Origin of the sequence: Rhodococcus jostii RHA1, assembly GCF_000014565.1 — a bacterium.
GTDB lineage: Bacteria > Actinomycetota > Actinomycetes > Mycobacteriales > Mycobacteriaceae > Rhodococcus_F > Rhodococcus_F jostii_A.
The window spans coordinates 225062-244458 of the sequence record NC_008271.1 but is presented as its reverse complement, the minus strand read 5'-3'; the positions used below and the strand labels follow the sequence as shown (position 1 = coordinate 244458).

Genomic DNA, 19397 nt, shown 5'->3' with positions numbered 1-19397 from the left:
AATGATGAGTGACGCGGTGATGAGTGTCCTGACTCGGTGAAGGTGGCGACGACCCAGTGAATCCTGTGACGTGACAGGCAGGTTGTCCAATTGACAACCTTCTTGTCCAATCGTGCCTACGGGTTGTCCAGCTGCTGATGACCGCCCTCGTGAAAAGCCCGACCGCGCTCGCTGCCCTGTCATCGCCGCAGGTCCGGACCCCTCATCCCATCACGAGGACGGCTCCGGCGGGTCTTCCACGTTGGACAACGTCACTGACGCGACGCGCACGGAGACCAACGATTTTCGATCGTTGGACAGGTTATTTGGCAAACCGAACGGCATTCCAGCAGCAACGCTGTGGAAAACTACCTGGTCCGATTGGACATCTTCGGTGTCACTTCACAAATCCGGCGAGTGCGGCGGTCTATCTGGCGGACGGCTCAGCGAACCTGGCGAATCCGAGGTGGTCACCCCGCGATCGGGAATGAATCGAGGCACCGAGTTCCATGCTCGCCAGACTCTTTAAGTCCGAAGTCGCCGCGCCAACTCAATAGACCTGGCGAAGAGCAGGTGCGGCCTCTGCGATCTCGCCAGATCCCCTGTAGGTTCCCGCCTAAAAGTTCGACTTTTCGTGGTCTGTCCTGGGGGTTTGTGGTCGATTCTCATCAACTGTTCGGCGTCTACTTCTCACGGTTCGTTCGACTTCTTCTCGGCGTGTGCTGGTTGGCGGGCCTGAGGATCTGTGCGGCCAGTTCGACGGTGTCGGGGTAGATCGCTGCGTGGGTGAAGCTGTCGTGATCAGTTTGGATGCCGAGATAGTGGTTGCGGGTCTGTAGCCGGAGCAGCCGGTATCGCCAGTGGTGAGGAAGGGCGGTCGTCGAGGCCGGCCAGGGCGGGACGGCTTTGACCGCGGTCGCGTAGGCGAGTGTCACTTGCTGGGGTGTGTGGTGGCGGCCGCCGCAGATTCTCAGCAATCATTCGAATCCGAACGACGCACGAACTTTCAATGAGAATCCGAACGCTTCAACGAGAAGCTACATCCCCTGAGCCAGGACAATGAGTGTCCCGGCTCAGTGCATCTGATGCCGACTCAGCAGATCTGATGCGGCCGACGGTCGATCTGATGCCTGACTCGGTGAATCTGATGCGGGGTTCCCTGGTCGCGGTCGACGCCCTCGTGCGTCGGGACTCAGGCCACGTGCAACCGGTCGGGCGGCACGCCAACAAATTCCACGCGCATCAGATTCAGTGAGGTGAAGTCGAACATTGCGGCTCAGACAATCTGACGCACCGCAAGTCGGCGGTGTCCGGTGACACGGGATTGTCCTCGGTGTGGAGCTGTGACCTGGGCCGAGGAATTTTGACTGGCGGGATTCGGGTGTGCCTGTCAGCGTTTCGGGGGTTGGTGACATAGCCGCCGGGCGCTGTGTGCCAGTGAATCTTGCTTGAACCGGCGTGTGTTGCCTTCTGCTCATGCACCGTCGGCAGGCTGCGGTGATTCGCATCGGCCCTGCGAACTGGCCTGCCGGCCAGGGTCGGGTGAACTCGAACCGAGCAAACTACAGTGGCGAGACAGCCGGGATAAGCAAGATTCATTGGCAAAAAGGAAGATTTTCTGTCACAGGACAGGCGGCATCAGATCACGGAGTCAGGACAGCTCCTGACGCGTCCTGGCTCAGTGAAGTTGGTGTAGATTCTCGCGATCGTCGATCGGTGTCAGTTTCTCGATTTCGTGTCAGTTCGAGCGAAGCTATTTAGGTGCCGCGGAGCGGTAATGCCGGGATCAGATACGTGTAGGAGACCGGTGCTCCTGCCGCGACGACGGTCGCTGCCGTGGATCCGCATCGAGTAGTTCGCGGGCGGCCGGTGCGGCGCGTGCAGAGTCGTCACCATCGGCGGCCACTATGCGCGACCTCCACCACCCGCTCGCGCAGCTCCACCGCGACGACACAACACCGCGCTCGGCCGCCCGGCGTTCCTCCGAGGCGAGTTTGCGGCACTCGTCCGAGCACCACGTCCGCGGCCGGGAGCCGTGCCGATGAGCAGCGGTAGACGGGGCTGCATGCGATCCTGCCTCTATGTCACAGACCTCCCCGCCACCGTCCGGATTGCTGACACAGCCCCTTCCCCGCACCATGCGTGCCGTCGTCATCACCGGCCACGGAGGCCTTGATGTGATCGAGGAGCGTGAGGTGCCCGTGCCTCGCCCTGGGCCGGGCGAGGTCTTGGTCCGGGTCCACGCGGCAGGTTGCAACAACACCGATCTTTGGACCCGCGAGGGCTCCTACGGGGCGGCAGAGGATCCGGACGTCAGGACGGGATGGCTCGGTCCGCTCGACTTCCCACGCATCCAGGGGGCCGACGTGGCCGGCAGGGTGGTGGCTTCCGGTGATGGGGCAGCCGCCGGACCGATCGGGGCGCGGGTGCTGGTGGACCCGGCCGAGTACGACGGCCCGGGACTAGACGCTCGCCCGGCCGACGTGCTCGGGAGCGAGCGGAACGGGGGGTTCGCCGAGTACGTCGTGGTGCCGAGCACACGAGCCCACTCCGTCGACGAGTCGCCCCTCACAGACGTGGAACTGGCCGCCCTTCCGATTGCCTATGGCACCGCGCTGGGCATGCTCGACCGCGGAGCCGTCTCGGAGGGTCACACTGTGCTCGTCACGGGTGCCTCGGGCGGCGTCGGGCTGGCTGCGGTCCAGTTGGCCCACTCCCGCGGGGCTCGGGTCGTCGCAGTGTGCAGCAGCGACAAGGGGGAGGCTGTCCGCAGCGCCGGCGCCGACGCCGTGGTGGACCGGAGAGGGGGTCAGGTGCTTGCCGACGCAGCCGGCGCAGCACCGGAGGGATACGACGCGGTTGTCGACGTCGTTGCCGGCGCAGTCCTCGGCCCCGGCCTCAGTTTGCTAAGGACAGGGGGACGCTGGGTGGTCGCCGGTGCCCTCGGCGGGTGGTCTGTCGACATCGATGTGCGAAAGCTCTACCTCGCCAATCTCTCTCTGGTGGGCTCGACCATGCACACGCCACGGATCTTCGACCACCTGGTGGAAATCGCGCGGCGTGGCGAGGTCAGACCCGTCGTCGCAGCAACCTTTCCCCTCGGGAAGGTACGCGAAGCCCAGGCACAACTCGCCCAGCGTCGGCATGTCGGAAAGCTGATCGTCGTCCCTTGACCCCGAATCCTTCCGCGACCTCGGCCCACCGACGAAGTGACTCCGCCTCCTCGGCGCCGCTTGCGTAGTTCCGCGACTGCTACCGATTCGGCCGATGCCAGGTTGGCTTCGCCGGTGACGGTCACCGTGGCGGCGAAGGTTTCCGGCACGTCGGTCCATCAATCCGGCGATCCGTCCGTCGCGAAGGAACCACCAGAGTTCGGATGGATGGCACTGGCCGGAATCGCTGCCGAAGGCGTGTCTCAGTTCGACGTGAGGTCGTCGCTCGATACAGACACCGGAGGTGTCGGAGCCGACGGAGTCGTCCTTGCGGTGCTCCGCGGCCGGTGGAGAGAGAAACTGCACGTCGCCGTAACCCTTGCCGCGGCGAGACAGTCCCCATCCATCATCCAAGCGTGCGGCCCGAGCGCCCGAGCGGACGAGCCCCTGCCGGGCGAGGCGTTATCGGGTAGGCGTCAGGCAAGACGGTGACCGTCGCCACCCACAACCTCGCCTACGGCGTCATCGTCGGCGTCATCACCGCGATGGTGCTCTTCGCCCGCCGGGTCGCACACCTGACCGAGGTCGTCGACGTGGCCCACCCGGCTGAGGACACCCGCGTCTACAAGGTGCGGGGAGAGTTGTTTTTCGCCTCGAGCGACGACTTGGTCTACCAGTCGACTACGTCGGGGACCCGACAAACGTGGTCATAGACCTGTCCGACTCGCACATCTGGGACGCCTCCACCGCCGCGACCCTCGATGTCCTTTGAACGGCACGTGCGCCTGAGCGGGCAGATGGGTGCCGGTCACTGACATCACGGTCCGGAAGCAGGGAGAGGCCAACTGTTGTGAGCGTGGCTGCTCATCTCGCGCCCGTGTCGTGGACCTTGGCCCGTTCTCATACGAACCGCACCTCTTGTTGCGGTTCGCCACCTCCGCGCACCCTTCTGGGGACATGCGCCTAGCCGATCGTGCAGATCCGCCGGCGAAGCCGCCGAGGTCGATTCCGATGCCGGGCATCCCGCGGGTGGGGGTGGCGGTCGTCTCACGTTCGGGTGCGACCATGTCGTCTATCCTCCCGTCGGCGTCTGCTGTCGTGTACCCCGACATCGTGGAAGTGCCCAGGGCCCCGCCCGCGGGTGCGCGGAAACCTATGTCGTGCTCGTGATGTCGATGTCTATCGCGTTGTCGTAGTCGTCGTTGATCAGCACTGTGGTGCGGTCGGGTCGGTCGATCATCGAGGCGGCGACGGAGGCGCGGTAACCCGACGCGCAGTGCACCCAGATTTCCCCCTCCGGCAGGGTGCCGAGGCGGTCGGCGAGTTCGTGGAGCGGGATGTTGATTGCTCCGTCGATGTGGCTCGTCTCGTATTCGTTGCGTTGGCGCACATCGAGGACGGTGATGTCCTGCTCGGGCAGTGCCTTCGTGAGGGCGGCGAAGTCGGCGACCCGGTAGGAGCGCAGTTCGGTGCCGGCGGCGAGGGTGTGGAGTTCGCCGACCGCGGCGCCGGTGAGGTCGTCGATGCCGATGCGGACCAGTTCGCGGCGGGCGTCGGCGACTTGGTCTTCGTTCTCGCCGATCAGGGTCAGGGGCGCACCCCACTGGTAGAGCCAGCCGAGGTAGGTGACGAACGAGTCCGACAGCTCGAAGCCGAGGGTGCCGCCGAGGTGGCCGGCGGCGAAGGCGGTGCGCTTACGCAGGTCCACCACCCATTCCCCGTCCTCGATGCGGCGGCGGAGCTCGTCGGGGTCGACGGGTGTGGGCAGCGACAGGTCGACCGGCGCCGGCCCATGGATGTTGATTACACCCATGTGGGCGTAGTAGGCCGGATACTCGGAGAGACCGGCGATCAGTTCGTCGACGTAGCGTTGTTCGTCCTGGGTCAGGGCTGGGTTGGTGCTGCGTTGCTCGCCGACGGTGGAGGAGTCCCCGGTGGCCGGGGTGGCGGCGCAGAAGCTGCCGAACCCATGGGTGGGGTAGACCTGGGTGTCGGCGGGGAGCTCGCCCGCGAGGCGCCGCACCGAGTGGTACTGCGCGTGGGTCAGTTCCTCGGTGTGCTCTGGGCCGAGGAGGTCGGTGCGGCCGGTGGTGCCGAAGAGCATCGATCCTCCGGTGAAGACCCCGCGGATGCCGCCGGTGGTCTCCCGCAGGACGTAGCTGACGTGGTGGTGGGTGTGGCCGGGGGTGTGCATGACCTGCAGGAGGATGGGTCCGGCGTCGATGATGTCACCGTCGCCGACGGCCCGCCTCTGGTAGCCGACGTCGTCGCCTTCGGGGACTACGTATTCGGCGCCGGTGGTGCGGGCCAGTTCGAGGCCACCGGTGACGTAGTCGTTGTGGATGTGGGTCTCGAGGACGTGGGTGATCCGCACGCCGCGATTACGGGCCAGGTCCAAGACCCGGTCGATGTCGCGTTGCGGGTCGACGACGACGGCGACGGCGCCGTCGCTGACCAGGTAACTGCGGTCGCCCAGACCGGAGGTCTCGATGATCGACACGTCCATGACTCGTACCTTCCTCACATGCTCTTGTGGTGTTCGCATACCCGGGAGGGCATAGGCGAAACGGTGTGGTGGGCGGCGGCCGGGACCTCAGCGCAGCAAGATCGTGTCGATCAGCACGTAGGCGGCGACGACGAAGACGAGGTAGGCGAACCACCGCTGCAGCCGGTCGGTGTCGACCGTGGTGCCGAAGTGACCGGCAATCAGCGACCCGACGATCGCGGTGCCCGCGAACGCGGCGGTGATCGCCCAGTCGATGCTCGCGCCGCTCAGATGCGAGACCAATCCGGCCGCCGAATTCGCGACGATGATGACCAGCGAGGTACCGACCGCGACCGACATCTGAAGGCCAAGCATCAACACCAGAGCGGGGATGATCAGGAAGCCGCCGCCGACCCCGAACAGGCCGGTCAGAAATCCCACTGCGATCCCCGCGGGGATGGATCGGGGGGCGCAGCGGCGCCAGTCGATCCCCGAGTCCCCGACGTCGCAGGCGGTGCCGGTGTCGCCTCGATCCATCAGCATCCGGATCCCGGCGACGACCATCACGGCTGCGAAACCGATCATGACCACCGATTGCGGCAGCAGGCGCCCGATCGCGCTGCCGGCGAAGGTGGCCGGGATGCCGCAGGCGGCGAAGACCCCGGCCATGCGCCAGTTCACTTGGTGCTGACGAATTTTCGGTACAGCTCCGACGAGGGAGGCGACACCGATCACCAGCAGGGAGATCGGGATGGCCTGTTCGAGGTCGAGACCGAGGCCGAAGACCAGGGCGGGGACGGCCAGGATCGATCCGCCGCCGCCCAGGAGGCCGAGCAGGACACCGATGATCGCTCCGAGCGCAAGTGCGACCGTTATGTCCACATAACTCCTTTCACCTCCAACCGGGTGCGCGGGTCCGGGTTTGGTTACCGGTCGCCGGCACCGCGGTCGAGGGAGTCGATGGCGGCCTGCAACGCGGCGGTGGCGTCGTCGGCGACCGCCCCGAGTCCGGGTTGGTCGGCCACTTGGACCATCACCTGCGGGTTCATCGCATCGATCAGCACCACACCGGGATCGGCGGGGTCGGCACGCACGACGACGTTGCAGGGCAACAACAGTCCGATCTGCCGGTCGACATTGACAGCCCGGTGCGCGAGCGGCGGATTGCACGCCCCGAGAATCAGATAGTCCTCCATGTCCTCACCGAGTTTCGCCTTCAGGGTGGCCTTCATGTCGATCTCGGTGAGAACGCCGAAACCCTGCTCGGCCAGGGCTTGACGAGTGCGGTCCACCGCGTCGGCGAACGAGGTGTGCAGGGTGGTCGACAGTGCGAGTGTCATGAGCGTGTTCTGCCTTTCTGTGGAGCAATGGGCTGATCGGTGACGGCGTGCACCGGTCATCGCCCCGACGGGACGGGGCGCGGAGCGGCGAGCCGGGGCACTCCGAGGCGGTGCAGCAACAGACTCGCCGGGCACCACCCCACCGCGCCGAACAGCAGAAGGTTGGCCCCGACGAACCCGGTGAGCAGCAGCCACCACGGCGAGAACGCCAGTGTGAGTGCGATGCTCGCGAGCACCACCATTCCGGCCAGCGGTGGGACCACCCGCTCGATCGTCCAGCCGCGGGCGGGGAGTGCGTCGCTCATGGTCACCTTTCGTCGACGTCGAACGGAGGACGGGGTGAGGCGAGGCTCACGCGAGGGCGAGAAAGAGCTTCTCGAGTTCGGCTTCGGTCATCGGCTCCTTACCTTCCTCGGTCTCCCCGGTGAGGCATTCCCGCAGTCCGGTGGCGACGATCTTGAACCCGGCCTTGTCCAGGGCCCGGGAAACGGCGGCGAGCTGGGTGACGACGTCTTTGCAGTCGCGTCCCTGCTCGATCATCGAGATCACTCCGGCGAGTTGCCCGTGGGCCCGGCGGAGCCGGTTGAGTACCAATGCAATGCTGTCTTCGTCGCCGACCATGGCGGTTTCCTTTCCTAGACCTCCCACTACTGTACCCCCGGGGGTATTGGCGCGCGGGTGCGTGCCGTGTGCTTTGGCCCACCTCTCGGATCTTTCTCTCAGTGCGAGAAGTTGATCTTCGGCAGGACCTTGCGCAGCCAGGCCGGTGACCACCAGGCGGCGTGCCCGGTCAACCTCAGCAGCACCGGCAGCAGGATCAGCCGGATCAGCACCGCGTCGAGGAGGACGGCGACGCCGAGGATGATGCCCATCTCCTTCGGGGGCAGCGGGTCGGCGAGGGCGAAGGTGAAGAACACGGCGACCATCACCGCGGCGGCGGCGAAGATCACCCGTCCGGAATGCGCCAGGCCGTCGACGTGCGCGATCTTCGGATCGCCGGAGCGTTCGTAGTGTTCCTTCGCGGTGGCCAGCAGGAACACGGTGTAGTCCATGGCGATTGCGAAGATCATGGCGAAGAAGAACACCGGCCCCCATCCATCGAGGAAGCCCTGGGGGGTGAAGCCGAGCAGGCCGGCGCCGTGGCCGTCCTGGAAGATCAGCTTCGCGACCCCGAATGCGGCGGCGGTCGAGAGCAGGCTGACCACCGTTCCGAGGATCGCGATCAGCGGGGCCTGCAACGCCACCAGCAACAGCGCGAATCCGAGGACCAGGATGATGCCGACGATCAGCGGGAGGTAGTCGTTCAGTGCCTGCTGCAGGTCCAGATTCTCCGCGGGTGCGCCGCCGACCAACGCGCCGTCGGGTAGGTCCGCCCGTAGGGTGTCGAGGATCGTGCCCATTCGGGCGTCGGAGGGGTCGACGGTCGGGATGGCGTGCAGCATCACGTAGTCACCGCCGTCGGGGGCGGGCAGCGGAGGGGTGACCATGGCGATTCCGTCGGTCGCGGCGGCCGTCGTCGCGGTCTCCGCGCTCTCCGCGGTGGGGGTGATGATCTGCAGCATGCCCGGCGCGCCCTCCCCCATCTGGGCTTGGACGAGTTCGTATCCCTGGCGGACCGGGGCGTCGGTGGGCACCACCTCGATCGAGGGCATCGCGACCTTCAGTCCGAGCGCGGGGACCGACAACGCGATCAGCAGTAGGAGGGAGCCGATCGCGAACGGCCACGGGTGGCGATGCAGTAGCTCGCCCCAGGCGGCGAACCGCGGCGAACGGTGTGTCTGCCCCTTGGCGTAGGGCAGGGAGCCGGCGTTGATTTTGCCGCCCAGCGCGCCCAGGGCCGCGGGGAGAAGCGTCATCGACGCAAGAAGGACGAAGAACACGGCGAGCATGATCCCGACGGCCATCGTCCGCACGGCCGGCGCGGGCACCAGGAGCACGGCGGACAGGCTGACTAGCACTGTGATTCCGGACAGCACCACGGCCTTCCCGGCGGTGTCCATGGTCTCGGCCACGGCGGCACGCGGCGACGAGGCGTGACGGATTGCATCACGGAAGCGGGCGACGATGAACAGGGCGTAATCGATTCCGAGGGCGAGGGCGAACATCATGGCGAAGTTCATCGCCCACACCGAGATCGGGGTGAACTGGTTGAGCAACACCAGGCCGCCTGCCGAGGCTACGAGCCCGGCCAGGGTCAACAGCAGCGGCAGCCCGGCGGCGACGAGGGACCCGAACGCGAGCACCATGATCGCCAATGTCACCGGCCAGGAGAACAATTCCGCCTGAATCATCGCGTCGTGGTTCGCCTTGTTGAAGTCGCTCCAGAGTGCGGATGCGCCGGTCGGGTAGACCTCGATTCCGTCACCGGAGAGGGCGGTCAGTTCCGCTTTGTGTTCGTCGACGGCCTTGACCATGTCATCGGTGCTCGCGTTCGCGCCCGCGATGAGGATTCCGGTGTGACCGTCCGGGCTGATCGACATTCCCGGATGCGGCGCGATCAGCGCACCGAATCGTGGGTCACCTGCGAAAACGGTGCCCACGTCGCTGAGGGTCTGTTGAACCCTGGGGTTGTCGATGGTCTGCGTGTCCGAGTGCACGACCACCTGTACCGCGGCCGAGGAATTGCCCCCGAAATGCTGCTCCGCGAGCTGGCGAACCTGCACCGACTCCGATCCGTTGGCCTGCCACCCGGCGCCGGCCAGTGAGCTGAACACCGAGGGGGCCGCGGCACCGAGGGCGACCAGCAGGAGCAACCACACCCCGAACACCCATCGGGAACGGCCTGCCATTACCGCGCCGATGCGGCCCAGCACCCCACTCTCGGCGGTGGTCGTGGTCGTGGTCGTGGTCGTGGGCTGGCCGCCGTCGAGGGTGGTACTGCGCGTCATCCGCGGTCTCCTTGACGATCTGAGAGGAACATTTTGGTCGATACAGGGGCGGGAGCGGGACGATCAGCGGTGGGGCATGAGCCGTCTTCACCGGTGTCGAGGGGCCGGCCCGCCGCGGCCCACCCGGAGGTGCCCTCGGCCACCGACACCGCGGGCCGTCCGGCAGTCATGAGGATTCGTGCCCCCTGCACGCTCCGGTTCCCGGACGCACAGATCACGTACACCACCGCGCCGGCCGGGATCTCCGTTACCCGGTCGCCGAGCTGTCCCAGCGGCAGCAACTGCGCGCCGGGCACGTGCGCATTCCGGTATTCCCACGGCTCCCGAACGTCGACGACGGGTGCTCCCGCCGCCCACGCATCGGCGAATTCATCGATCTCGATCTCACGCATGACACAACCTTTCATACCCTAAGGGGTATTTAACATTTTTCGACCAAATTACCCAGGGGGGGTATCAGTACGAATCCTTCGGGTGGCGGGCACTGGCGACGTCGGTGCGCACCGCTGGCGCGTTCCGGCTTCTCTGACCACCGATGCGAGTGCGAGCTCCTCGGTGACCACGTGCCAGCATCTGCGGGCGCGCCTCCAGCGGGGGTTGGTGCGCTCGGTGGACGGCCCTCGCGCACGACGACGTCCCAGGGTGGCGTGCAGTCAGATCGGCCAATTGGGCCTGACCCGCTCGGCCCGCCGAGCCTCGCCGTCGTGCCGGCCTGCATATCGATCTCGACGAGCGGGCCGACGCCCTACTCCGCTAACGGGCCCTGGGTCTCGTCGACGGCGTCCTCGCCTCCGCGGTGGCCGGCAGGACGACAAGGTCTCCTGGTTGGGTGGATGTGTCGTGCGGTCAGCGGCCGAAGAGTCTGTCGAAGAATCCGGGTGTGGCCGGGGGAGCGGCGTTGCCCTTGCAGGTGCACTGCTGGGATTCGGGCACGGCCTTCATGACACCGTCGATGTGTGCACCGCAGCCTCCCCAGGTGGTCTTTCCGCAGTCGGGGCACGTAACTGGATAACACATGGTGGGGTCCTCCTCGGATACCGCTGCTCGTAACGACCTGAACTATACCCCTAGGGGTATAGTTTATCGGGAAGTGTGGGCATGACCACAGCTGTCCCGCGCCGGTTTCTTCCGCCTCGGCTTCCAAGGCAGTTGAGCGACACGGGATCCGGGTTCCGGCGGTCGAAGGATCCGCGATGGCACACAATGTCTCAGGACGGCCGGCCGCTCAGTAGGTGCTCGGCGGGAAGCGGCGGTGTTGGCATCTGTGCGCGGATCTGTAGGTTGAGAGTGCCGTGGCCGCCCGTTGTGTTGACAGCCGTGTTTTCCGACGATGGTCTCGTCGCATGGCGAAGCGCCGGTCAGGTGAGGGGATCGTGAGCTGGTCGCGGATTCCGGCGGCGTTGTGGCGCGGGAGGGTGTCCACGATTTCACTAGTGTCCGCATGCCCAAGACGGCCGTCCTCACCGGAAGGCGCGGAGCACCGTTTCCGGCAGGTTCGGGTGGCATGAGGAGATAGCCGCCGAACGTCGGGGTGGACGAGGTGGACCCGGACCTGCCATGGACCCCGCATCGGCTACAGCCGGGTCGAGGGCGATGCGCGCTGTTGCAGCGGCCGACGGCGCAGGGGGCGACGAACCGGGCAGCGCTGTGATTCCAACTATCGTCCGGCCGGATCGTTCTCGTGGCCGGGGTCCTGATCGGTGTGAAACTCGTTGAACGCGGCGAATGCTCGGGGGCCGTACACGGTGGCGGGCCCACCGTTCATCAGAATCGCGACGCCGATTGCCTCCGCTGCTTCCTGTGGTGTGCTGCCGTGCTCAGCGGCGCCGCGCGCGTGTGCGGCGATGCAGCCATCGCATTGCTTGCTCACGGCGATCGCCAGGGCGATCAGTTCTTTGGTCTTGGCGTCCAAGGCTCCGGGTGCCAGGGCGGCTTCGTGCAACTGCCCGTAACCGGCATAGACCTGCGGGATCGCTTGGCGCAGTGCCCGGGCGGGTCCCCGAAGTTCCTGTTGGACGGCCTTGCCGTAGTCCATGCTCTACCTCCGATCATTGGGTGGTCCCGTTCGGTATCGATCTCGTCGGCTCGGGGTCCGGCACGGCACGGGACGGGCGAACTTACCGTCGTCAGCGAATGCCCCTCCTCCGGCGCGGCACCAGGTCCCTGCTCCTCCTTGTCAGGGTGGCAGGGGACCACGGACCGCGCCAGGGCCGTTGGTCCCCGGGGCGACCCGGGGACATTGCCCGCGAGCAGGCTCCTCGACCCGGGGACATGCCCGCGAGCAGGCTCCTCCCAGCGACGTCCACCGATCGGGGGATCCAGATCGCCGCGCAGGTCCGGCAGGTGGCCACGCCGGTGCAGTGCGATTCGGCCGTGGGGGATCGCGTCGAGACTCGCGTACCGTCATCGGTCTGCTCGCCGAAGATTTCGGCGATGTATCGGGACGGCATGGGCGGCAATTCATCTCACTGATCGTGTCGGCGTGGGTGATCCCCGGGAATGACGGCTATGCCTGCCCCGCTGCGGCATGTCGTCGTGCGAGCGTGTCGTGTACTGCGGCCATGTCGAGTTCCTTGATCTGGGAAATCAACTCCTCGAGGGCGGCGGGCGGCAAAGCTCCGGGTTGTGAATACACGAGCACCCCGTCGCGGAATGCCATGATCGTCGGGATCGAGCGGATGTCCGCGGCCGACGCGATCTGCTGCTCGGCTTCGGTGTTGACCTTGGCATGCACGACATCGGGGTGCCTGCGGGACGACTGTTCGAAGGTGGGCGCGAAGGCCCGGCACGGGCCGCACCACGACGCCCAGAAATCGACGAGCACGATGGCGTTGTCGGCGATCGTGGATGCGAAGTCCGTGTGGGTGAGGTTCTTGGTGGTCATGAGGGATCCTTTCCGTGGGGGTGTCTATCGAGGGAGCGTCAGGCCGGCACCTGCTGTGCGGCCCACGCGTTGTAGCCGCCGACGAGATCGCTGACTTGCTCGATACCGCGGGCGCGGAGCAGCGACGCGGCGACGCTCGAACGCCATCCGCCGGCACAGTGCACCACGATCGGCTTGCCGGTCGGCAGCTCGTGGGCGCGGGACCGTAACTGCGCCAACGGGACCGGGATCGCACCGGGGATGACGCCGAAGTCGCGTTCGCCGGGGTTGCGGATGTCGACCAGGATGATCGCATCGTCGGCGCGCAGCCGGTCGAGTTCGGTGACGGTGGTGCGCGGCGCCGTCTGGACGAGGTCGGTGAGTGCGGTGGGGAAGGAGCCATCGACGCCGGTGTTGAGGTAGCCGATCACGTTGTCAGAGCCGATCCGGGCCAGGCGCATCGCCGCGTCCTGTTCCTCGCCCGGGTAGGTGATCAGCACGATCGGCTCGCCGACCTCGGCGACCATGCCGCCGGTTTCGGCGAACCGACCGTCGAAGCCGACGTTGACCGAACCGCGCAGATGTCCGGCGGCGAAGTCGTCGACGGTGCGGGCATCGAGCACCCGGGTGCCGGCGGCGAGTTCAGCGCGCACCTGGTCGGCGGCCAGTTCCGGGATCCGGCGATGCTGGTCGAGTGCGGGGTGGGTGGACTTGTTCAGCGCCGCGTCCACGGAGAAGTACGCCGGTACCGCGGGCTGGCCGTCGGTGATCAACGCGACGAATGCGTCTTCGCTCATCGGCTGCGCCGATGCATTGGTGCGCCGTTGTTCGCCGATGGTCGAGGTCAGCTCCGTGGACAGGTTCTTGCCACAGGAGGAGCCGGCACCGTGCGCAGGCATCACCGTCACACCGTCGGGCAGGGCCAATAGCGTGTCGTGCACCGTGTGGTACATCGCTCGGGCCAGGTCCGTGGTGGAGCCGTCGCCGAGGTTGACCAGGTCGGGACGGCCGACATCGCCGATGAACAGCGAGTCCCCGGTCAGGACCGCGGTCGGGTCGGCGTCCGGGGTTTCCCGGATCAGGACGCTGATCGATTCCCAGGTGTGGCCGGGGGTGGAGAGGATCTCGAGGTCGACCCGCCCGAGGGAAATGTGCTCGCCGTGCGCGAGGCGACGGATCGGGTAGTCGGTTTCGGCGGCTTCACCGAAGCCGATCCAGGCGCCGGTGGCCTCGACCAATTCGAGGTGCCCGGAGACGAAGTCGGCGTGGAAGTGGGTATTGATCACCCCGTCGATGGTGAGCCCGTGCGTGCGGGCGTCGTCGAGGTACTCGGTGATGTCGCGGCGCGGGTCGACCACCACGGCTCGTCCGGTGGATTCGTCTCCGATCAGGTACGAGGCATGGGACAGGCACTCGATGTAGTACTGCTCGAGAATCATCGTGGTCTCCTCCAGGTTGGCAGGATCTTTCTCCTTGTGTACAGACTGCCATATACCCCCATGGGTATGCAAGTACCCCGGGGGGTATGCTCGGTCGCGCGGCCGGCACATCAATCACGTAGGGCGCCAAAACACGAATCCGCGCAGGCCCGTGTGCCGCGGGCGCGCCGAGGCCGCTCGGCGGACGTGAATTCCTCGCCGCTGCCGGCATCGGCGGGGACGGTGGTGTGTGTATCCGGGTGGCGCAGCCTGGTCGGGCACCGATCAAGGACGCGGCGTGCGCTTCCGGTGTTCGGTAGGGCCGGGGCGAGGGTGCGCAACCGACGCCGGGCAGGTGCCGGCTGGCCAGCCGACTATTCCGCGGGCGCAGGGGCGAATTCGGCGACCATTGCGTCCTGCGTCCTGCGGCTTTGCTGCGCGGCACCTTCAGTGCACGCCCTGCCGGCGCGGGTGCGACGGGGCCGCTGGTCCGAGTCCTGCGGTGTCAGCCTCGGATGGCGCCGTCCAAGGCTGCGTGGTCGGCCAGATCCTCGGCCAGGAACTCGCGGAGCAGATCCACTGCCTGCACGATCTTTTGGCTGCGTAGCGAGTAGAAGACGTTGTTCTTGACGCGGCGCGTCGTCACGATGCCTCGTTCACGCAGGATGGTCAGATGCTGGCTGGCGTTGGACTGGCTGAGGCCGGTTGCCTCGCAGAGTTCTCCGACGCTCAGTTCACGGTCGCGTAGTTCGTTGATGATGAGAAGGCGCTTGGGGTCGGCAATGGCTTTGCAGACCCGGGCGTGGAGTTCTTGCAGTTGTGCCGCGATGTCTTGGTCCATCACCCCTCCAAACCGGGCCTCGGAAGCTGATTATAGGTGCGGCCCGCGCGCCGGCTCGGTCAGGCGTCGGTGAGGAGCAGCAGCGCCAGGGCGGACACCGCGAGGATGACGACACCGGCTGCGAGCAGGCGTACGAGGCCGGGGGCCGGCGGCGGCTCGCCGGCCGCCACCTTCTTGACCAGCCGCACGTACCGCTGTTCCGACAGCAGGAGCAGAAGCAGGGAGGCGGACAGCCCGGCGAGCCCTGCAACAGCCGCCGGGAATCGGCCCGCGGCCAGGTGTAGCAGCAACGCCGACACGCCACCGACGCCGAGGGCGGTCCGCTGCCATGCCATGGCGGTCCGCTCGGCCTGCAGTCCGACGTCGACGGCCGGGTCCTTCCTGCGGCGATGCGGCAGCAGCCGACCGGTCAGGGTCATCGCTGCGACCTAGGTCTCGACGAGGTCGACCACGATCAGCACCAGTGCCGCCAGGGATCCCAGCGCGAGCATCGCGGCCACCAGTCTCGGCATCGGCGAGTACGGCAGCTGTTCGCCGAGTCGCATCGCGCGTTCGTTGCGTTCCCAGTGGGTGTAGGACACGGCGCTGAGTGCGCCGCCGAGACTGATCAGCGCGAAGCCCAGTCCGTGGCGAATCGCCGTGGGGCCGGGCACGAACTGTACGACGGCAACTCCGGCCGCCATCAGGGCCAGTGCGGTGCGGACCCAGGAAAGGAAGGTGCGTTCGTTGGCGAGGGTGAACCGGTAGTCGGGATGCTCGCCGACCTCGTGCAGTGGGGTTTTCCTGGGGCGTGCCGGTCGGCGGGGAGTGCTGGTCACGATGTCCCCGTCAGTGAGGTCGATGCCGCGCATTGATTGCGTCCGACGTCGAGGACTTCGATCTCGTCGTCCCCGGGGGTGATCTGTCCGGCGTTCACCCGGCGGATCGTGTCGTAGGACTGCGGCGCTGCGGGTAGGGAGCTGACGATCTGCTCGACGAATCGTTCGATGGCCCGCTCGTTGAGCAAGGTGGCGGTGAAGACCTCGTCGAGGGTGGTGGTGACGAGTCCGTCGGTGTTGATCTCTTCGCTGCTGGACCAGTGCGCCGGGGCAATGATCGTGCGTGGATCGAGAGGTCGAAGCCGCTCGTGCACGCTGCGGAAGAGGTCGCGGGCGAGTTCGTCGGCCTGACCGGTCAGGTCGGGCCGTCCGAGCCCGCGAACGAAGACGGTGTCCCCCACGAGCAGTACCGTCTCGCTCACCAACAGCGCGGTGGTGCCGGGGGTGTGTCCCGGCAGGTGCATCGTCATGGCGCGGACCACGGCGGAGCCGAGGTCGAGCTGGTCGCCGTCTTTGAGGGGCCGGTTGGGAAATGGGACGATCCCGCCGGCGTCCTCCGGCGGCAGGTGGTACTCGGCGCCGAGCCGGGCGGCCACGGCGGGGCCACCACTGATGTGGTCGGCATGGACGTGGGTGTCCACGACGTGTGTGACGGCCATGTCGTGGACCTGCGCGAGTTCCAGGTAGGGCTCGGGAGATCTGGTGGGGTCGACGATGACGGCGTTGCCGCCGGGAACTCCGACGAGGTAGGACAGGCACGCCTTCGCGGGTCGCTGGAACTGCCACACGCGCACGTCCCCGGGTAATCCGGTGATCTCGACGGGGACGAGAAGCCGGTTCCAGGCGTCGGTTCCGCCCGCCAGGGAGCGGGTGCGCACTCCGAGCGCCTCGAACTCTTCGGCGACCAGTTCGGAGCCGTTTCCCTGCCCGCAGACGATCACCGCACCCTCGCGGGTGGCGGCGGCCTGCTCCTCGAGTTCCTCCATCACGCGGTACACCGGGACGTGTCGGGTGGGGACGGGCCGCGGGCCTTCGACCTTGCCGGCCTGGAAGTCGTCGGTGCTGCGGACGTCGAGGATCTCGGTGACGGTACCGGCCTGGATCTCGCGAAACAGTCCCATCGAGGTGATGGTGTCGGCCATGTGTCCTCCCGGAGTGCACGGATGTCGGGTGATCCGCGTGTTCGATACGACGCGAAGAGGCATCTTGCAGTATGCGCATATACGAATGTAGTGTTCTAGATCACAGTTAGCAATGTCTGCGCGAAGGCTCCACTGGGGCCTCCTGGGCAGCCAGCCGAGAAAGGGGGCCGGCGCATGTCCGACAGCCCGCAGCGCGATGACGATGTCATGCCGGAGAGCATGACGATCGTGGCCTGGAGTGGTGACCTGGACAAGATGTGGCCGACGCTGATCCTGGGGTCGACCGGTGCCGCGTACGGCATGTCCACCACGATTTTCTTCACGTTCTGGGGGCTGTTCCCGCTGGTGCGTGACGATGTCAGGATCACCGGCACCAACGCGATGACCAAGGCACTGGCAGGGATGAACCGGCCGGGGATGAGCCACATGAAGCTGTCCAAACTTCACATGGCCGGCGCCGGTCCATGGATGTTGAAGAAGCTGGCGCGGGGCCAGAATGTGGCCCTGCCGATGGACCTGGTGCAGATGTGCACGGAGCTGGGCGTGAACCTGTGGCCGTGCGAGATGAGCATGGAGTTGCTCGGCCTGCGCCGCGACCAGCTCATCGACGGTGTCGGCGAGCCCGTCGGTGCCGCCACCGCGCTGTCCGCGATGAGCAAGTCCCAGATCAACCTCTTCATCTGACCCGCCGCATTCAGGGGAGCCCGCCGTGACTTATCAGATCGACGTCACCATCGACGCCAAGGGCCAGAAGTGCCCGATGCCGGTGCTCCTCGCCTCGCGTGCGGCCCGGAAACTCGCGTCCGGTCAGATTTTGCTCGTCGAGGCCACCGACGGCGGGTCGAGGACCGATATCCCGTCGTGGGCGAAGGACACCGGGAACGAACTGCTGGAGCGCACCAGCGAAAACGGCGTCTACCGCTACATCATCCGGAAGAAGTGAGGTCGGTGCGCTACGGCTTCGCCATCGACCAACGCACCTGCATCGGCTGTCACGCGTGCACGGTGGCCTGCAAGACCGAGCACGAGGTGCCGGTCGGACAGTTCCGCACCTGGGTGAAGTACGTCGACACCGGCGAGTTCCCGGACACCACCCGCTCCTTCGGGGTGATGCGCTGCAATCACTGCACCGATGCCCCGTGCGTGAAGATCTGCCCCACTCAGGCACTGTTCAAGCGCGACGACGGCATCGTCGACTTCGACAACGAGCGCTGCATCGGCTGCAAGAGCTGCATGCAGGCGTGCCCCTACGACGCCCTCTACATCGACGACACCACCCACACCGCAGCCAAGTGCAACCTGTGCGCGCATCGGATCGACAACGACATGGAGCCCGCCTGCGTGGTGGTCTGCCCCACGCACTCGATCTGGGTCGGCGACCTCGACGACCCGACGAGCGGCATCGCCGGCTTGATCAGCACCCACGAGACCGCGGTGCGCTCCCCGGAGCAGAACACCGGGCCCAACGTCTTCTACCTCGGTGCCGACCGCGCCGTCCTCGACCCGCTGGCCGCACCGGTCGCCGACACCTACCTGTGGGCGAAACCGGACGCGCACCGCCTCGCGACCGCCGGCGATCTGCCCGGCGACCGCACCACCCGGGCGCGCACCACGCTGAACACCGCGCACCCGCGGCCGTGGGGGTGGCGGGTGACGACCTACCTGTGGACCAAGGCCGTGGCCGCCGGCGCGCTGGCCATCGCCGGGCTGGCCCACCTCCTCGGCGTCGACCTGGGCTGGCTCGGCGATTACGGTGCCCCCGCCGTCGCCCTTCTCGGCGCTACCGCCACCGGGGCCCTGCTGATCTGGGACCTCAAGCGTCCCGAGCGTTTCCTCTACATCTTCCTGAAATCCAACTGGACCTCATGGCTCGTCTGGGGCGCCTACGCCCTGGCCGCCTTCGCCGGCGGCGCGGTCCTGTGGATCCTCGCCGCCCTCCTCGGGATCGGCTGGGCCCAGACCGTGCTGGCCTGGCTCGCCATCCCGTTCGGTGCGCTCGTCGCCGGCTACACCGGCTTCCTCTTCGGGCAGGCCGAGGGCCGCGACCTGTGGCAGTCGCCGCTGCTGTTCTGGCACCTGCTCGTGCAGGCTGCAATGGTCGGCGCCGGCGCCCTCCTCGTCATGGCCCCGTTCGCGGACCTCGCCAGTGGCGCAATCGCTTTCCTCACCCGCGCGTTCGTGCTCTCGACGGGCCTGCACCTGATGATGCTGGGCATCGAGTACTCCAGCAGGCACGCCAGCCGCCAGGCGTCCGTGGCCGCGCACATCATCACGCACGGCCGCTACGCGCGACTGTTCTGGCTGGGAGCCATCGCCCCCGCGGTGCTGGCGGCCGCGCTGGCCGCGCCCGCGTGGACCGGGTCCGGCAGTGCCGTGCTCCTCGTCCTCGCGGGCCTGCTGGCCCAGGTCGCTCTCCTGGACTACGAGACGGCCTACGTCCGGGCGGGCCAGGACCCGCCCCTCTCGTGAAC

General features: G+C 66.9%; 21 protein-coding genes and 1 pseudogene. 6 read left to right on the top strand and 16 right to left on the bottom strand.

Going from position 1 to position 19397, the window contains the following annotated elements; all coding sequences use genetic code 11:
• Window positions 1-662: 662 nt before the first annotated feature.
• Window positions 663-914, bottom strand: a complete 252-nt coding sequence (locus RHA1_RS43945) for a hypothetical protein (protein ID WP_011600523.1) — start codon at window positions 912-914, stop codon at window positions 663-665.
• A 191-nt stretch (window positions 915-1105) separates the two neighbouring features.
• Here RHA1_RS43945 and RHA1_RS53145 point away from each other — a divergent pair, with 191 nt between their 5' ends.
• The 3 genes and pseudogenes from RHA1_RS53145 to RHA1_RS43930 all read left to right on the top strand — a co-directional run.
• The gene (locus RHA1_RS53145) at window positions 1106-1234 is read left to right on the top strand and encodes a hypothetical protein (RefSeq protein ID WP_272942801.1); all 129 of its coding nucleotides are present in this window, start codon (window positions 1106-1108) and stop codon (window positions 1232-1234) included.
• 826 nt (window positions 1235-2060) lie between these two features.
• Window positions 2061-3152, top strand: coding sequence for a zinc-binding dehydrogenase (locus tag RHA1_RS43940; RefSeq protein ID WP_011600521.1), 1092 nt, complete (start codon window positions 2061-2063; stop codon window positions 3150-3152).
• Between the two features lie 467 nt (window positions 3153-3619).
• Window positions 3620-3900 (top strand): annotated as a pseudogene (locus RHA1_RS43930) (SulP family inorganic anion transporter); the annotation flags it as partial.
• A 384-nt stretch (window positions 3901-4284) separates the two neighbouring features.
• Here the strand turns inward: RHA1_RS43930 and RHA1_RS43925 are convergent.
• The 15 genes from RHA1_RS43925 to RHA1_RS43855 all read right to left on the bottom strand — a co-directional run bounded on the left by RHA1_RS43925 (window position 4285) and on the right by RHA1_RS43855 (window position 16926).
• Window positions 4285-5637, bottom strand: coding sequence for an MBL fold metallo-hydrolase (locus RHA1_RS43925; RefSeq protein WP_011600517.1), 1353 nt, complete (start codon window positions 5635-5637; stop codon window positions 4285-4287).
• Window positions 5638-5724: 87 nt separating this feature from the next.
• Window positions 5725-6498, bottom strand: coding sequence for a sulfite exporter TauE/SafE family protein (locus RHA1_RS43920; RefSeq protein ID WP_011600516.1), 774 nt, complete (start codon window positions 6496-6498; stop codon window positions 5725-5727).
• Window positions 6499-6542: 44 nt separating this feature from the next.
• Window positions 6543-6956: a DUF302 domain-containing protein gene (locus RHA1_RS43915; RefSeq protein ID WP_011600515.1), complete on the bottom strand. Its 414-nt coding sequence runs from the start codon at window positions 6954-6956 to the stop codon at window positions 6543-6545.
• A gap of 56 nt (window positions 6957-7012) precedes the next feature.
• A complete protein-coding gene (locus tag RHA1_RS43910; protein ID WP_041813761.1) occupies window positions 7013-7261 on the bottom strand; it encodes a YgaP family membrane protein in 249 nt (82 codons plus the stop codon).
• Window positions 7262-7307: 46 nt separating this feature from the next.
• On the bottom strand, window positions 7308-7577 hold the full coding sequence (locus tag RHA1_RS43905) for a metal-sensitive transcriptional regulator (protein WP_041813759.1): 270 nt from the start codon (window positions 7575-7577) through the stop codon (window positions 7308-7310).
• A 98-nt stretch (window positions 7578-7675) separates the two neighbouring features.
• Complete coding sequence (locus tag RHA1_RS43900) at window positions 7676-9844, bottom strand: MMPL family transporter (protein ID WP_011600512.1); 2169 nt, start codon at window positions 9842-9844, stop codon at window positions 7676-7678.
• Window positions 9841-10236 (bottom strand): rhodanese-like domain-containing protein, encoded by a 396-nt coding sequence (locus tag RHA1_RS43895; RefSeq protein WP_011600511.1) that lies wholly within the window; start codon window positions 10234-10236, stop codon window positions 9841-9843. Before RHA1_RS43895 ends, RHA1_RS43900 begins: the two co-directional genes overlap by 4 nt.
• 454 nt (window positions 10237-10690) lie before the next feature.
• Entirely contained in the window at window positions 10691-10861 is a 171-nt protein-coding gene (locus RHA1_RS51140; protein ID WP_085996134.1) for a DUF8730 family Cys-rich protein, read from the bottom strand.
• Window positions 10862-11501: 640 nt separating this feature from the next.
• Window positions 11502-11879 carry a carboxymuconolactone decarboxylase family protein gene (locus RHA1_RS43890; RefSeq protein ID WP_011600509.1) on the bottom strand — a complete coding sequence of 126 codons (378 nt, stop codon included), beginning with the start codon at window positions 11877-11879 and terminating at the stop codon, window positions 11502-11504.
• Between the two features lie 471 nt (window positions 11880-12350).
• The gene (gene trxA, locus RHA1_RS43880; protein ID WP_011600508.1) at window positions 12351-12728 is read right to left on the bottom strand and encodes a thioredoxin; all 378 of its coding nucleotides are present in this window, start codon (window positions 12726-12728) and stop codon (window positions 12351-12353) included.
• Window positions 12729-12766: 38 nt separating this feature from the next.
• Entirely contained in the window at window positions 12767-14146 is a 1380-nt protein-coding gene (locus RHA1_RS43875; RefSeq protein WP_041813756.1) for an MBL fold metallo-hydrolase, read from the bottom strand.
• Between the two features lie 484 nt (window positions 14147-14630).
• The gene (locus tag RHA1_RS43870) at window positions 14631-14966 is read right to left on the bottom strand and encodes an ArsR/SmtB family transcription factor (RefSeq protein WP_011600506.1); all 336 of its coding nucleotides are present in this window, start codon (window positions 14964-14966) and stop codon (window positions 14631-14633) included.
• Between the two features lie 59 nt (window positions 14967-15025).
• Complete coding sequence (locus tag RHA1_RS43865) at window positions 15026-15385, bottom strand: DUF202 domain-containing protein (RefSeq protein ID WP_011600505.1); 360 nt, start codon at window positions 15383-15385, stop codon at window positions 15026-15028.
• Between the two features lie 9 nt (window positions 15386-15394).
• Window positions 15395-15817 (bottom strand): YidH family protein, encoded by a 423-nt coding sequence (locus tag RHA1_RS43860; RefSeq protein ID WP_041813753.1) that lies wholly within the window; start codon window positions 15815-15817, stop codon window positions 15395-15397.
• Window positions 15781-16926 carry an MBL fold metallo-hydrolase gene (locus RHA1_RS43855; protein WP_011600503.1) on the bottom strand — a complete coding sequence of 382 codons (1146 nt, stop codon included), beginning with the start codon at window positions 16924-16926 and terminating at the stop codon, window positions 15781-15783. The genes RHA1_RS43860 and RHA1_RS43855 overlap by 37 nt, the downstream gene beginning before the upstream one ends.
• Before the next feature lie 174 nt (window positions 16927-17100).
• On the opposite strand from RHA1_RS43855, the gene RHA1_RS43850 reads away from it, so the two are divergent.
• Genes RHA1_RS43850 through RHA1_RS43840 form a run of 3 tightly spaced genes read left to right on the top strand, consistent with a single transcriptional unit; the run spans window position 17101 to window position 19395 of the window.
• Window positions 17101-17610 (top strand): DsrE/DsrF/DrsH-like family protein, encoded by a 510-nt coding sequence (locus tag RHA1_RS43850; RefSeq protein WP_011600502.1) that lies wholly within the window; start codon window positions 17101-17103, stop codon window positions 17608-17610.
• A 25-nt stretch (window positions 17611-17635) separates the two neighbouring features.
• On the top strand, window positions 17636-17869 hold the full coding sequence (locus tag RHA1_RS43845; RefSeq protein ID WP_011600501.1) for a sulfurtransferase TusA family protein: 234 nt from the start codon (window positions 17636-17638) through the stop codon (window positions 17867-17869).
• Between the two features lie 5 nt (window positions 17870-17874).
• Window positions 17875-19395 (top strand): 4Fe-4S dicluster domain-containing protein, encoded by a 1521-nt coding sequence (locus tag RHA1_RS43840; RefSeq protein WP_050787739.1) that lies wholly within the window; start codon window positions 17875-17877, stop codon window positions 19393-19395.
• Window positions 19396-19397: the final 2 nt, after the last annotated feature.

Bases quoted from the DNA above. Each gene is read 5' to 3' on its own strand.
- RHA1_RS43895 (WP_011600511.1), bottom strand. From the start codon at position 10,236: ATGCGTGAGATCGAGATCGATGAATTCGCCGATGCGTGGGCGGCGGGA.
- RHA1_RS43850 (WP_011600502.1), top strand. From the start codon at position 17,101: ATGTCCGACAGCCCGCAGCGCGATGACGATGTCATGCCGGAGAGCATG.
- RHA1_RS43855 (WP_011600503.1), bottom strand. From the start codon at position 16,926: ATGGCCGACACCATCACCTCGATGGGACTGTTTCGCGAGATCCAGGCC.
- RHA1_RS43925 (WP_011600517.1), bottom strand. From the start codon at position 5,637: ATGGACGTGTCGATCATCGAGACCTCCGGTCTGGGCGACCGCAGTTAC.
- RHA1_RS53145 (WP_272942801.1), top strand. From the start codon at position 1,106: ATGCCTGACTCGGTGAATCTGATGCGGGGTTCCCTGGTCGCGGTCGAC.
- RHA1_RS43870 (WP_011600506.1), bottom strand. From the start codon at position 14,966: ATGGACCAAGACATCGCGGCACAACTGCAAGAACTCCACGCCCGGGTC.
- trxA (WP_011600508.1), bottom strand. From the start codon at position 12,728: ATGACCACCAAGAACCTCACCCACACGGACTTCGCATCCACGATCGCC.
- RHA1_RS43865 (WP_011600505.1), bottom strand. From the start codon at position 15,385: ATGACCCTGACCGGTCGGCTGCTGCCGCATCGCCGCAGGAAGGACCCG.
- RHA1_RS43875 (WP_041813756.1), bottom strand. From the start codon at position 14,146: ATGATTCTCGAGCAGTACTACATCGAGTGCCTGTCCCATGCCTCGTAC.
- RHA1_RS43905 (WP_041813759.1), bottom strand. From the start codon at position 7,577: ATGGTCGGCGACGAAGACAGCATTGCATTGGTACTCAACCGGCTCCGC.
- RHA1_RS43900 (WP_011600512.1), bottom strand. From the start codon at position 9,844: ATGACGCGCAGTACCACCCTCGACGGCGGCCAGCCCACGACCACGACC.
- RHA1_RS43890 (WP_011600509.1), bottom strand. From the start codon at position 11,879: ATGGACTACGGCAAGGCCGTCCAACAGGAACTTCGGGGACCCGCCCGG.
- RHA1_RS43915 (WP_011600515.1), bottom strand. From the start codon at position 6,956: ATGACACTCGCACTGTCGACCACCCTGCACACCTCGTTCGCCGACGCG.
- RHA1_RS43910 (WP_041813761.1), bottom strand. From the start codon at position 7,261: ATGAGCGACGCACTCCCCGCCCGCGGCTGGACGATCGAGCGGGTGGTC.
- RHA1_RS43940 (WP_011600521.1), top strand. From the start codon at position 2,061: ATGTCACAGACCTCCCCGCCACCGTCCGGATTGCTGACACAGCCCCTT.
- RHA1_RS43860 (WP_041813753.1), bottom strand. From the start codon at position 15,817: ATGCGCGGCATCGACCTCACTGACGGGGACATCGTGACCAGCACTCCC.
- RHA1_RS51140 (WP_085996134.1), bottom strand. From the start codon at position 10,861: ATGTGTTATCCAGTTACGTGCCCCGACTGCGGAAAGACCACCTGGGGA.